General features: G+C 32.4%; 12 protein-coding genes. 10 read left to right on the forward strand and 2 right to left on the reverse strand.

The window, feature by feature from the left end; translation table 11 throughout:
* Positions 1 to 224: 224 nt before the first annotated feature.
* The 5 genes from EHE19_RS06275 (at position 225) to EHE19_RS06300 (ending at position 5,776) form a co-directional block, all read left to right on the forward strand.
* A complete protein-coding gene (locus EHE19_RS06275; RefSeq protein ID WP_137698522.1) occupies positions 225 to 1,127 on the forward strand; it encodes a M23 family metallopeptidase in 903 nt (300 codons plus the stop codon).
* Between the two features lie 5 nt (positions 1,128 to 1,132).
* A complete protein-coding gene (locus EHE19_RS06280) occupies positions 1,133 to 2,011 on the forward strand; it encodes a site-2 protease family protein (protein WP_137698521.1) in 879 nt (292 codons plus the stop codon).
* A gap of 334 nt (positions 2,012 to 2,345) precedes the next feature.
* Positions 2,346 to 3,191, forward strand: a complete 846-nt coding sequence (locus EHE19_RS06285; RefSeq protein ID WP_137698520.1) for a sulfide/dihydroorotate dehydrogenase-like FAD/NAD-binding protein — start codon at positions 2,346 to 2,348, stop codon at positions 3,189 to 3,191.
* Positions 3,184 to 4,578, forward strand: a complete 1,395-nt coding sequence (gene gltA / locus EHE19_RS06290) for an NADPH-dependent glutamate synthase (RefSeq protein WP_137698519.1) — start codon at positions 3,184 to 3,186, stop codon at positions 4,576 to 4,578. The genes EHE19_RS06285 and gltA overlap by 8 nt, the downstream gene beginning before the upstream one ends.
* A 763-nt stretch (positions 4,579 to 5,341) precedes the next feature.
* Positions 5,342 to 5,776, forward strand: coding sequence for a flavodoxin family protein (locus EHE19_RS06300; protein ID WP_137698518.1), 435 nt, complete (start codon positions 5,342 to 5,344; stop codon positions 5,774 to 5,776).
* A gap of 208 nt (positions 5,777 to 5,984) precedes the next feature.
* Here EHE19_RS06300 and EHE19_RS06305 read toward each other — a convergent pair whose 3' ends face one another.
* Entirely contained in the window at positions 5,985 to 6,980 is a 996-nt protein-coding gene (locus tag EHE19_RS06305; protein ID WP_137698517.1) for a hypothetical protein, read from the reverse strand.
* Positions 6,981 to 7,241: 261 nt separating this feature from the next.
* Positions 7,242 to 8,459, reverse strand: coding sequence for an AI-2E family transporter (locus EHE19_RS06310; RefSeq protein WP_137698516.1), 1,218 nt, complete (start codon positions 8,457 to 8,459; stop codon positions 7,242 to 7,244).
* A gap of 651 nt (positions 8,460 to 9,110) precedes the next feature.
* Here EHE19_RS06310 and EHE19_RS06315 point away from each other — a divergent pair.
* The 5 genes from EHE19_RS06315 to EHE19_RS06335 all read left to right on the forward strand — a co-directional run bounded on the left by EHE19_RS06315 (position 9,111) and on the right by EHE19_RS06335 (position 13,888).
* On the forward strand, positions 9,111 to 9,482 hold the full coding sequence (locus EHE19_RS06315) for a sulfite exporter TauE/SafE family protein (protein WP_137698515.1): 372 nt from the start codon (positions 9,111 to 9,113) through the stop codon (positions 9,480 to 9,482).
* Between the two features lie 32 nt (positions 9,483 to 9,514).
* Positions 9,515 to 9,898 (forward strand): sulfite exporter TauE/SafE family protein, encoded by a 384-nt coding sequence (locus EHE19_RS06320; RefSeq protein ID WP_137698514.1) that lies wholly within the window; start codon positions 9,515 to 9,517, stop codon positions 9,896 to 9,898.
* A 517-nt stretch (positions 9,899 to 10,415) separates the two neighbouring features.
* The gene (locus EHE19_RS06325; protein ID WP_137698513.1) at positions 10,416 to 11,360 is read left to right on the forward strand and encodes an AAA family ATPase; all 945 of its coding nucleotides are present in this window, start codon (positions 10,416 to 10,418) and stop codon (positions 11,358 to 11,360) included.
* A 176-nt stretch (positions 11,361 to 11,536) separates the two neighbouring features.
* On the forward strand, positions 11,537 to 12,619 hold the full coding sequence (locus tag EHE19_RS06330; RefSeq protein ID WP_137698512.1) for a DUF58 domain-containing protein: 1,083 nt from the start codon (positions 11,537 to 11,539) through the stop codon (positions 12,617 to 12,619).
* Positions 12,620 to 13,888 (forward strand): hypothetical protein, encoded by a 1,269-nt coding sequence (locus EHE19_RS06335; protein ID WP_137698511.1) that lies wholly within the window; start codon positions 12,620 to 12,622, stop codon positions 13,886 to 13,888.
* The last annotated feature ends 133 nt before the right edge of the window (positions 13,889 to 14,021 follow it).

A 14,021-nucleotide genomic window follows, 5' to 3' on the forward strand; every position in this document is an offset into this window, starting at 1 on the left:
CAAAAATTTACTTGTTTTTGTAAATCCCTAAGTTGAACTCCCTTTGTCTGGGCTTTTTTTAATAATTTTTCTGTGCTTAATAATTTATCTGCAATCTAAAATAAATCTTAAATTTCATTTTGATACTAGGTATTTAAATTAGGAATATAATTAGATTGAGAAAAATATAATGTAGAGAGGCATGACCCAAAATTGATGATATGCTAAAGAAAGGGTGAGGGGGATTGAATGAAATAACGATGAGACCAAAGTACTCACGCCAGACAGGTACTCAAAGAAATAGAAGAAGAGAGCCTGATAATGATTTACTATCAATAAAAGTAGCAGTACAGTTGCTTGTTGTTGTAGTATTTCTGTCTATTTTTGCATTATGTAAAGCAGCAAATACTCCTGCAACTAAGTCTCTTGTTGCTAAAGTAAATGTTGTTACTACTACAAATTATGATTCAAATAAGTATATTAAAAAAATTGTTACTGCTTTAGGCATAAATTTACCAGAAAAAGGACTTCAAACAGAAAATCTTATAGATGGAAGCCAACAGCAACAAGAGTTTGACAACAATTCAGAGATAAGTGAAAATAGCGATAACTTAATTAGTGAGAATAATTCTAGTTCAAGCATAGATAAAACAGATAAAAAATACGATACCACTGCTGATGAACAAATTGCTGATACATCCACAATAGAGGTTTTATCAGACTCAGAAATTAAAGCAATAGCTGATAAATACTCTTTTATAGTTCCTATAAAAGGTGAATATGTGTCATTGTTTGGTACTAGAACAGATGCATTAACTGGTAAGTCAAGTTTCCATAGTGGTATTGATATTGGTGCTAATATGGGAACATCTATTAAAGCTGCCCTTGCAGGTGAAGTTATTGAGGTGGGATCAAGCCCTGAATATGGAAATTATATTAAGCTGCAGCATAATGATGGAATGAAAACTATATACGCATATTGTTCAACACTTATTGCAAAAAAGGGTCAGAAAGTTAATCAAGGTGATGTTATTGCAAAGGTTGGGGATACTGAAGGATTGTCAGGTTCACTACACTTTGAGGTGTGGAAAGATAATAAAGCGGTTGATCCTGAAAAACTGCTAAATTATCTGAATATTAGCAAATAGCTTCTATGCCTGATTTGGATATAAAAATAAGAATAAAGAACATTACCTTTAGAATTAATATTCTAACTATTCCAATTTATATAATTGCAATAATAAGCAGTTTTACTGCTCAATTTTTTATAACAGTAGGGTTTATTGCTGTCCATGAATTAGGACATATTGTGGCTGCATTTATTAAAGGAGCAAGAATTTATTGTTTTAGAATTCTACCAGTAGGTGTTAGTGCATCAATAGAAGATTATAGCTGTAAGAAATTAAACAAGATATTTATATATTCAGCTGGACCATCCGTTAACATAATATTTGCAGTTGTATTTTTTATTCTATATGCCTGCCAAGTTATTCCTATAGAGTTCACTGTTGGAGTCTATATAAACATTTGGTTGGCATTTTTTAATTTGCTTCCTGTAATGCCATTAGATGGCGGTAAAATCGCTATGGAAGTTCTATCTGATTATTCAGGACTTTTTAAGGCTAGTAAGCATATGAACATAATAACTGTAATTCTTTCGGTTATTATTATTTTTTTGGGGCTGATAATTTTTAAAAACACTCTATACAATTTAAGTTTAGTGATTATTGGTATATATATTTTGCTATGTAATACTGAAAGCAGAAAGGAAACAGCATTGATGAATATTAAAAATTTGTTGTTTAGACGTTCTCGTATATTGAAGCAACGCATTTACCCAATAAGGGAAATTGCTGTTATGAAGGATGTTAAGCTTTCAGAAGTAGTAAAGGCAATGGATTATGCCAATATGTTTCATATTATAAATGTGCTTGATGAAAATATGAGAATTATCAAGGTAATTTCTGAACAAGAAATATTAGATGCCATTATTATAAATAATATTAATACAGAAATTGGTAAGATATTATAATAATTAATTCAACTTTACATTGATAAGTTTAACACCTACAATTATTCAATTGGGAAAGTTGAATAATTAAGCTTAACTTCCTATATGATACTCTATTGGTGTTGGAGAATTATAAATAAATTATGAAAAATAATGCATGAATAGAATGATAAAGAGAACTCAAACATATTTTGAAAAATCATTATTACCGCATATAACATATAATATGTAAAATTCTGTGTTATGCAAATAGCAGCATTTGTCAGTATAGAACGGGTTGAGACATAAGTTAATTTAAGCTATAATTATAAAAAGGGTCAAGCAATTTTATGTTCTTCATATGGGAGGTATTAAAATGTTTAAAATAGTAAAAAAACAAGTACTAAACCCTACTGTAGTTTTAATGGAAATAGATGCTCCATTTATTGCTAGGAAGGCTGAACCTGGTCAGTTTATAATGCTCCGAATATCTGAATCAGGTGAGAGAATACCTCTTACTGTTGCAGATTATGATAGAGACAAGGGAACAGTAACTATAATTTATCAGTTAGTAGGTAAGACTACGCGTGCTTTATCAGAAATGAATGAGGGAGACTATTTGCTGGATTTTGTAGGGCCTTTGGGAACTGCTTCTCATTTGGATGGATATAAAAAGGTAGCCGTTGTAGGGGGCGGCTTAGGTACTGCCATCGCTTATCCTCAGGCAAAAAAGCTTCATGCATTAGGTGCTGAGGTTCATGCGATAACTGGATTCAGAAATAAAGATTTGATTATATTAGAAAAAGAGATGGAAAAAGTCAGCAATAGGCTGATAGTTGCAACAGACGACGGCTCAAATGGAAATAAGGGCTTTGTAACAAATGTGCTAAAGCAATTAATTGATGAGGGAAATAAATACGATTTGGTAATTGCAATTGGCCCACTGGTAATGATGAGGGCTGTAAGCAATTTAACAAAGGAATATGGAATTAAGACCATTATCAGTATGAATTCAATAATGGTAGATGGTACAGGAATGTGTGGCGGATGTAGACTCACCGTTGGCGGAGAAACAAAATTTGCATGTGTTGATGGGCCTGATTTTGATGGACACTTAATTGACTTTGATGAAGCCTTGAGAAGACAAGGTATGTATAAGAATCAAGAAAAAGAATCGGGAGACAGACATGCATGCAAGCTTGGAGGTGAACAAAATGCCTAATATGTCTTTAAATAAAGTAAAAATGCCAGAGCAAGAGCCTGATATAAGAAACAAGAATTTTAAAGAGGTTGCTTTGGGATATGAAGAAAAAATGGCTGTTGAAGAGGCGCAAAGATGCCTCAATTGTAAAACTAAGCCTTGTGTTTCAGGCTGTCCTGTAAATGTTAAAATACCAGAGTTTATTCAGCTTGTTGCAGCTGAAAAGTTTGAAGAGGCATATTATAAAATTAAAGAAACAAACAGTTTACCTGCAATATGCGGCAGAGTTTGTCCTCAGGAAACTCAATGTGAGCAGCTTTGTGTCAGAGCAAAAAAAGGTGAGTCTGTTGGTATAGGCAGATTGGAAAGATTTGTTGCTGACTGGTATATGAAAAACGTAAATAAGGATGTAAAAAAGCCAGAAAGTAATGGAATTAAGGTGGCAGTTGTTGGTTCAGGTCCTGCTGGCTTAACTTGTGCGGGAGATCTTGCAAAGTTGGGCTATGAAGTAACTATATTTGAGGCTTTTCATGTTCCTGGCGGCGTTCTGATGTACGGTATACCTGAGTTTCGTTTGCCTAAAGCCTTAGTTCAAGAGGAAATTCAAACTGTAAAGGATTTGGGTGTAGATATCAGAACTAATATGGTTATTGGAAAGGTATTTTCCATTGACGAACTCAAGGATGAAGGCTATAAAGCAGTATTCATTGGCTCTGGTGCAGGACTGCCCAGCTTTATGGGAATTCCGGGAGAGAACTATAATGGCGTATATTCGGCTAATGAGTTTTTAACAAGAATAAATTTAATGGGTGCATATAAATTTCCAGATAATGACACGCCTGTGTTTGTCGGCAAAAATGTAGCGGTTGTGGGCGGAGGAAATGTTGCAATGGATGCGGCTAGAAGCGCAAAGAGGCTGGGAGCAGAAAATGTATATATAATTTACAGGCGTTCTGAGGCCGAAATGCCTGCAAGACTAGAAGAGGTTCACCATGCAAAGGAAGAAGGCATAATTTTTAAAGTGCTGACAAATCCTAAACAGATACTTGGAACTGAAGAAGGTTGGGTTAAAGGAATTGAATGTGTGGAAATGGAACTTGGAGAGCCAGATAAATCAGGCAGAAGAAGACCTATAGAAAAGAAGGGTTCAGAGCATATTATAGATTTGGAAACAGTTATAATTGCAATAGGACAATCACCTAATCCTCTTATTTCAAAAACTACTCCTGGACTTAATATTCAGTCTTGGGGAGGAATTATTGTAGAAGAAGAAACTGGAGCAACAAGTAAGCCTGGAGTTTATGCTGGCGGAGATGCGGTAACGGGTGCAGCGACAGTTATATTGGCAATGGGTGCAGGAAAGAAGGCGGCGGAGGCTATCCATAAAAAGCTGTCAGAAGAGCAATAAGAATAGCGATAGAATTGATAGCGTTGTTTTGAGACTGAGAATAGGTAGCCGTGCTATGTTTGGGCAAGCACATTTCCTTAGGCTGTGGAGTCAAATTCTCAAAGAGCCGTAGAAAGAGTAATTGAAATCTTAGAGATGTTTAACCACGAAGTATAAAAAGCAGAGCTTGCATTAATTGCATGGCTCTGCTTTTAACTTTTTAAGCAGTATATAGTTATGGTAATATCCATTAATTACTATTGTGTATGCAGTTCTTTTAGTGACTACTTCGATAAAGACTATATGAAATTAGTGCTTTCTATGTTAGCTATGTATATTCAGTTTCCTTTAGCTAATATTAATTGCTCGACCTTATCCAACTCATATATATCATGTATATGGTTACCTACATTTGAAAATTCAACTTTGTAATCTTCGAATAGTATTTTTCTGACTTTAGCACTATCTTCTGTGGCTAATGCAGATGACAATTCTGGGCAGTCACCAAACTGTTTGACAACATAATCCTTACCGTCAGCATTTATAATTCTGAAGACTCCAGAGTTGTATTTTTGATAGAAGATATTTCAATATTAATGTAAGTACAATATAAATTATTATTTATATACTTGAATTTTCAAGATTTATTTGATAAATTGAACAGGAAATATGAAAATATAAAAAAATAGTTTATCTTTTTAAGGATAAAATTGTATAATATAACTTGTAACAATTTAATGAATCAATTTATGGTTCAAATAAAATGTACTTGTGGAGGATAAGCATGAAAACATGGGTTTTGTATTACAGTAGGGGTGGAAATACTAAAAAAATTGCTGAGGCAATTGCAGAGGAGTTAGAAATATTAAAAACTGAACAAGTACCTCCTGCATATCCACCTGAAAATGTGCAGTTACTTTTTTTGGGAACAGGGGTATATGCTGGAAAGCCAGACCCTAAAATGATTGAGTTTATAAGAACATTAAATACCGATAGGGTTAAAAATGTAGCAGTATTTGGTACAAGAGGCGGAAATGATACTAGAGCCATAGAAACTGTTAAGTCTCTTATAAAGGAAAAAGGAATAAATGTTATTGATGAGACATTTTCTTGTCAAGGAAAATACTTTATATTCTTTAATAGAAAGAAACCAGATGCAGAAGATTTAAAAGCTGCAAAGGCATTTGCAAGAAAGATATATGATAGCTTGAAAGCTTAAAAATGCATGTAAGAATGGGATATAACTGCCATAATTATTTTGATATCTAACGGCAGTTATATCCCGATAGCATTTTTTTATAAATTAAAGTGAGATTTTTTTTACTAGTATTTTTGGTAACATATTCCAAACTCATACATATAAATTTAAAGTTACTGCATTAATCCGATAAGTTAGCATTTATTATCATTTGGTATATTACATGGGCTTATGTATTTTTCTTTTTTACGTCAATTTCTACTGGAATCCAATCATTGTCTTCTTTTACTAATGAATTTATAAGAACATCAGTGCCATTAGTAAGCTTAGCAAACTCAAACATGTATTTCTTATTATCAACGCCGTCAATAATAATTTTTTTCATGTATTCATCTTGCTCTGGAGCATATTGCTTCATTATTAAGCCGCACCAGTTTCCGTAAATGATTTCGACATACAACTCTGCGTTATGTGCCCATCCGTGGTAAGCCGCAAAAAAGAAGTCCTCTGGAATTAAGAATAAAGAATCAATATAGTATAAATCCTTCAATTTTGTTAGGATGAGTTCACCTGTGTAATAATTGAAGGTTGTGACACCTACATTACTTCCTTCTAGTATTTCAAGTTCTATAAAGTATTTGTATTCATTCTTATTATTAGTAATAATGGGGATTACTTTAAGTAAATTTATATGACCTATACCTTCAAAAGAGGTCAAAAATTCATCATATGACATTGATTTTTTATTGTTTTGAGACAGAAAATTGTAAGCAATGGGATATGGAGTTTTAGAGTATCCTACGCTGCCAAATCCACCATTTTTATTTTCAGTAAGGTTAGAGGCTTGCTGTAAGACACTGAAATAATTAATTATAGCATTTTCTGGATTATCAATAAGTGAAGGTGGAACAGTATCATTTTCAAATGTCTCTGAAAAACTGTTGATATCAGGAAAGCTATTATTTATTGCTGGAAGCCTTGAGGGTCTAAAAAAAATTTCATTTTTATCGGACATTTTTTTGCTTATAATTGATATGGTTTGCCTTGATAAGCTGCTTTCATATATGTCTATGTCGGTGGTCTTAGGAGTTTGCTTAAGATAGCCTCCAAAAATACACTGCTTAGAATATTCATGCTGATTACTGACTCTCAAGCATATAGCAACTATAAAAAAAGACATTAAAAATAGAGAAATGATAATTAATCTCAATGTCTTATTCTGCATAGGTATATCCACGCCTTCAACTTAGTATCAATGCCTAGACTAATTGCGTGGAATTCATCACCCCATTACTTCCAGTATTCCTAATTATATATATGCATAAAAAATAATATTATCTCTATTTAAACTAGAATAAAAAAATTATATATTTTTAGAAGTTTATATTTATCATGGGAAATTAAGCTGTAAATAAAAACAGCCATATCAAGTATATAAACACTAATATGACTGTTGCTAATTTTGTATTATATATTCAAAATAACATTACTTTTTCTTTAGAAGAGGTATATTCCATGATTTCTTTTGTTTCTCATTCTGAACGGGGTTATCAAAATTTAATGTTTTTGCATATTCAGGATAGTACATTTCAACAATGTTTTTAATAGTCACTTTGATAGCTGAATATAGCGGAATGACTATTATTAATCCTATAAACCCTAATATAGGAATAATACCCATCAACAAGAGAATTACTGTAAGTGGGTGGATATTCATACTTTTTTTCATAACCTGCGGTGAAATGAAGTTATTATCTATTTGCTGTACAATAATCATCACTATTAGTACTTTAAGTGCCATAAAAGGATTTCCAGTGGCAAAGGACAATAGGATTGCAGGTATTATACCTAGCCAAGGACCAAAAAACGGAATTATACAGGTTATCATTGAAAAGATTGCTAGAATAATTGAGTATTTAAGACCAATAATCAAGTATCCTATAAACATTAATATACCAATTAGGAAAGCTACTAAAAGCTGACCAGCAATGTAATTAGAAAGTACTAAGTCAATATCAGACAATATTTCTCTGACATTCCTTTTGTGTCTTATGGGTACGAATTTGACAACATAGGGTGAAAATTTATGACTGTCAATCAAGAAGTAAAATAAAACAATAGGGATAATAATTATTATAGAACCTATGTTTGTAATAGCCCCAATGAAGTTAATAGTACCTGTTCCCAAGCTTCTTGTAATGTTTCCAGCAATTTCAGAGATTTTCTCGGGTAAGTTTAGGCTTTGTATTTCTGGAATGCTGAAATAGCTTAGAAAGTTGCTATTTAAAAAACTGTTAATTGTGTTTTGGGCTTTTGAATATATATACGGTAAGCTTTGTCTAAATTCATTGAACTGGGTTCCAATAACAGCACCTGTATACGTAAAAAATAAAGTTAACATGAAAAGTACAATTAAAAATGACATTATTACAGCCAAAATACGTGGAAGTTTTATTTTTTCAAGCAAACGTACAAGTGGTCTTAAAACATAATAAAGTATTCCTCCGAATAGAAGGGGGAAGATTATTGAGTAAATAAAACTCTTTATTGGAGAAATGAAGAAATCAATTTTTCCGAACATAAAGATTATCAATAAACCCAACAAAAGATAACAGCCGTATCTAAAAAACTTACCATAAAGAAAATTGTAGGTGCCTGCACTGCTTTTATTGGCATTAACACCGTTATTACTATTGTTTTCCATATACACCTCATATTAAATTAATTGGTTTTACCCTTGTCATACACATTAAATTATAATTTGTAATGGCAAAATATACAAGGGTTATAGAATTTGGCAATAATATTCAAGTAGTATTCAAATAATATTCAAATAATATTGCGACTTTTGCAACAAAAAAGTCTGTATCTAAAGATTTTATCTGCAAAAGCTATGTAATATATTTTATTATGAATTAAAATTTGCCGTTTACTCTGCTTCCATACACAGCAAAGGTTGAGTAATGTATTTTATGTTGAATTTAAAATCTGCCATCCGCTCCGCTTCCACACACAGCAAAGGCTAAATAATATATTTTATGTTGAAATAGGTATCATAAATACCATGAAATATTATTATTTATGTTATGCGGATAATAGGGAATAATAACTACCATGAACTATGGATGGTGAATGTGATAGGCTGCTAAAATACTGAGCCAAACTATTTAAGTAAACACAACCTATACAATTTAAATAAACACAACCCATACTAGTTCTAGAGTTCACCATGTAAGCAAAAAGTATACTTTCGAGTTGTTTTTGCAACAGACCATTGATAAGATAGATCAAAAGATTTTTGCGGGAAAGTTGAAAACTATTTTTATGTATAAAGATTATTAAAGGAAAAGGATAAATGGCTGATTCAAAAAGAACCATAAAAATTATAAAATATATTGGAATTGGACTTGCTGCTGGGATAGCAAATGGGCTTTTTGGTTCGGGCGGAGGAACTATAGCTGTTCCTGCTATGGTGTTTTTGCTTGAGGAAGAGGAGCATAAGGCTCATGCAACAGCCTTGCTCATTATATTTCCATTAACATTAGTGAGCGCATACTTTTATTTATCAAACAATTATGTGGATTGGAATATAACTTGGAAGGCCATGACGGGTGGAGTTATTGGCGGTGCAATAGGAGCATTTTTATTAAATAAATGCCCGTCATCATTACTTAGAAAGATATTTGGAGTGTTTATTATAATTGCAGCTTTTAAAATGATTTTTTAAATTTTATAGATTAGGAAAGCGGGAAATGCTCAATGATAGTTGTACTGATTGGTTTAGCAGCAGGAATAGTAAGCGGAATGGGAATAGGTGGAGGTACGATTCTAATACCTGCCCTTGTTTTTTTTGTTAAACCTGAACAACATGTGGCGCAGAGTGTAAATTTGTTATTTTTTATTCCCACTGCTATAGCAGCTCTTGTGATTCATATAAAAAATAAAAATGTGGATTTCAAAACTGGAATACCTATTTTGCTTTTGGGATTAGGAGGAGCAGTTATAGGTTCAAATATTGCTCTTTCAATGGATGGAAGTATATTGAGAAAGGTGTTCGGTGTGTTTTTGCTTGCTATGGGGATATATGAATTGTTTGGCAAACCTAAAGTTAAAAAGCATCTAAAAAAAGAGAGAAAGAGATAAATATAGAAAGAGACAATTACATTTGGCAGGGTAAAATGATATTTGACTAGAAGGAATAGCACTAATCACAATTTTACTATCTCAGCTTTCAACACATAAAGTCTATTAGTGCAGGGAGAGTTATCATAGTATTAAAATATTTTGAATGAACATAAATTATAAATTATTCTAAGCTGGCGACGTTCGCAGTACAGTTATTTTTAAATACTATTGAACATAATTATACAAATTATAGCAAATATATAACAAAGCAAGAAAAAGTCCCCTGATTATAAAGGTGGTGGGAACTACTTTGTTTAAGATGGTAAAAAGGCTTGTGCCTTGTTGAAACGCCGCTGATGCTATGAAATTTTACTACAATGGAAAAATTTCATTTTGAATAAAGGCGTTATAACAATTTGGAATGTTGAAGGAGTAATAATGACAATATTTAATACGTAATTGAACAACATTAAACCCTTAAATTTTTCTTTAATATGTTATAATTAGGAAAAAAGTGAAGGGTGTGTATAATATTATGGAACTAAAGGATATAGGATTAATAGCAGAAAAAATAAGAGAAAATGTTTCAAAGGTTATTGTTGATAAAGAAGACATAATAGATTTATCATTGATTTGTGTAATTACAGGCGGACACATGCTTCTAGAGGATGTTCCTGGAACAGGAAAAACAGTATTTGCCAGAGCGTTAGCAGCATCAATTGATTGCAATTTTAGAAGAATACAGTTTACTCCAGACCTTCTTCCATCAGATGTTACAGGCATTAATTTCTATAATCAAAAAGAAAACAAGTTTACATTCAGACCGGGCCCAATTTTTGCAAATATTGTGTTAGCAGATGAAATTAATCGTGCTACACCACGTACTCAGTCTGCTATGTTAGAATGTATGGAGGAAAAGCAGGTTACAATAGATGGTGAAACAAAGGAATTATATCTTCCATTTCTTGTTGTCGCAACTCAGAATCCAGTAGAAATCCAAGGAACTTTTCCATTGCCTGAAGCTCAATTAGATAGATTTTTAATTAAAACCTCAATGGGCTATCCAAATAGTAAATCTGAAATAGACATCCTAAAGAGATTTAAAGAAAAAAGTCCACTGACAGAGTTAAAGGCTGTAGTTTCTTCTCAAGATATTGTAGAAGCTTCAAAAATTTACTCAACAGTAAAAGTATCCGATGATATTTTTGAGTATATAACTAAAATTACAGAAGCCTCAAGAAGGCATTCAAGTGTACACTTAGGCATTAGCCCAAGAGGTTCTTTAGCACTGCTTAAGGCTATTCAGGTGAAGGCATTGATAAGTGGAAGAAGCTTTGTTACTCCTGATGATGTGAAAGCAATGGCAGTGCCAGTATTGGCTCATAGAATAATACCCAAGGGCCTTTCAGGTCAAAATATTAATGCTGGTGAAAAGATAATTAAGGACATTATAGAGCATACAGAAGTACCTCTTGAATAAACAGAGTTTGATGATAAAAAGCATTGTTAATAAAATTGTCAAAAACATTTGTGGGTTTTGCTGCTTGGAAAAGGCATCATAAAAAAGCACGCTAAAAATGCACATAAAAAAGCACTGTGTATGTATAAGGTTTTTTAGGAAGCAAGCAAATTTTATAGATTTTACAAGGAGGTCTTATGCTTTTTTTACAAATTGCACTTACCTTGCCTTTAATAGTTATTATTGAAGTTTTGTTATATAAATTTTTTAACCTGAGAGGAATGACATATAAAAGAACATTATCAGAAAGAGCCGTATTTGAAGGTGAAAAAGTATTAATGTTTGAGGAAATAGAAAATAACAATTTTCTTCCTATAGCATGGATGAAGGCAGAGTCGTTTATTAATCCCAATTTAAGTTTTGGCAGCATAAAAAACATGCAAACCTCTCAAGGTGGATACCATAGAAGCGTATTTTCTATAATGCCTTTTTATAGAATCAAGAGAACTCATGAAATAACTTGTCTGTCAAGGGGAGATTATAACGTGGGAAATGTAACAATTACTGCTGGTGACATATTTGGATTGATGTCTAAAATTGTTACATATAATAGAGAAACAAGATTATTAGTTTATCCCAATCCGCTAAGTGAGGATAAAGTGCTTCAGTGCTTTCATTCGTTGCAGGGTGATGTAGTAATACGCCGTTTTATAAACCCAGACCCATTTCTAGTTGCAGGAGTTCGTGAATATCAGACGGGAGACCCTATGTCTTCGATAAATTGGAAGGCATCTGCAAGAACAAATCGACTTCAAGTATACAAATATGATTATTCTGCAAACTCAAATATAATGATACTTTTCAATATTGATACAAGTAATAGACAGGATTTGTTTCCTAATGAAGAGGAAAGTAAGAAAATTGAATATGGTATTCATTTCTGTGCAGCTATAGTTGAAAAAACAATAAAACAGGGTATTGCGACAGGCTTTTGCACAAATGGTCATTTTAGGGAGGAAAAAGAATTTGTGAATATACCAAGCCGTTGCAGCAATTCACAGCTATACACTATACTTGAGGCTATGGCAAAGCTGCAGCTTAGCAGAGCTGTTTCCTTCCATACAATGATAAGGTCTATGAAAAATACAATTTCAAAAGATACAGATATTTTGATAGTATCTCTTTATACTGATGAAAGCATTGAGGAAGAGATATTAGAATTGCGTCGCAATGGTCATCAAGTGGAAAAATGGGTTATCGCAGAAAGTGAGGTGGCGTAAATGTCAGTTTTATTTTTATTGACAAATTTGCTTGGCTGCTTAGCTTTCACTCCAATAAGCTTTACAATTTTTCAATTATTTATTGCACCTGAGAATGCTTTTTTGCTGTCACTTGGTTTATGTATTGTAACTGTTGCTGCATGTTTTTTATGCCAATTAAAAATAAATTCCATTATATATAGAATTATTTCTGCTGCTTGCTCAATTATATTTGCATGTATAATATCGGGAAATTTAAATTTATTCATGATTATATTAGCAGCAATCTGTATATTTATTTTTACTAGGGTAAAGAAAGAAATGAATCCTATTAGAAGTATGGCAGTACAAATTGTAGCTGCTGCATTCGTTTACAATATACTGCTGTCTTTTATAGCTACTAAGGGCTTAGCTGATATTTCTGCAAAGTATAGCAATATAACTGTATTTATATCTGCAATTGCGTCAGTAGTTCTCCTTATAATAAAACAAACTGATGATTCACGCAGGTTTGGCAGTAATAATATGGGCATTGGAAGCACCCAACGCAAAAATAATAGAATATTTGCAATTGCTACTTTGATTATTTTATTTTCGATAAGTGCCATAGGACAGGTTCAAAATATATATAAATTAATTATCAATATTATTGCAGAGATTATTAAAAAGTTTGGGGAAATCTTTGAAATAGCAGAAAGCGGAGAAATTTCTGGTACAAGTCAGCCTAATATGCCATTACAAATGGAGCAGGCAGAGCAATCATTATTAGGGCGAATAATTCAAGCCATTACTGAAGTGTTAATTTTGATAATAACAATAGCTTTTATAGGTTTTGTGATTTATTCGATTTTTAAAGCTTTACTTGCAATGGTCAAAAAAATTATTAACTGGTTCAAAAAAGGAGAACAATCAGTAGAAAGATATTATGAGGATGGCCATATTGATGAAAAACAAAGTCTATATAATAAAAATATAAATAATTTGCTAAATAAAATTCGTCAGAGGGCTGAAGACTTGTTTGTCAGAGAAATACCATATAATAAGCTGCCAAACGGTATAGCAAAAACCAGAAGACTTTTTAAATATTATAAGGATAAAGCTCAGCAAGAAGGTGTACAAATAAGCAAGTCATCAACCTCAGAGGAAATTTGCAGGGGTATGTCTGATAAGTTGCCAGAAACAAGTGATTTCAATGCTTTAATGGCAAAATGTTATGGCGTTGCGCGTTATGGAGAAGCTGAACCAATGCCAGAGGAACTGCATATGCTAGAAGATAAGCTGATTAGATAATAATTAACGTATGTGACTTTGCATTAGGAGTAAATTATAAAAAAAAATATTATTGACATGAATATAAGAATGGTTTATAGTGGTTTTATATAGAACCACTATTTTTATGAGCAGTGTTTAATTATCAACTTAC

Origin of the sequence: Ruminiclostridium herbifermentans (assembly GCF_005473905.2) — a bacterium.
GTDB lineage: Bacteria > Bacillota > Clostridia > Acetivibrionales > DSM-1351 > Ruminiclostridium > Ruminiclostridium herbifermentans.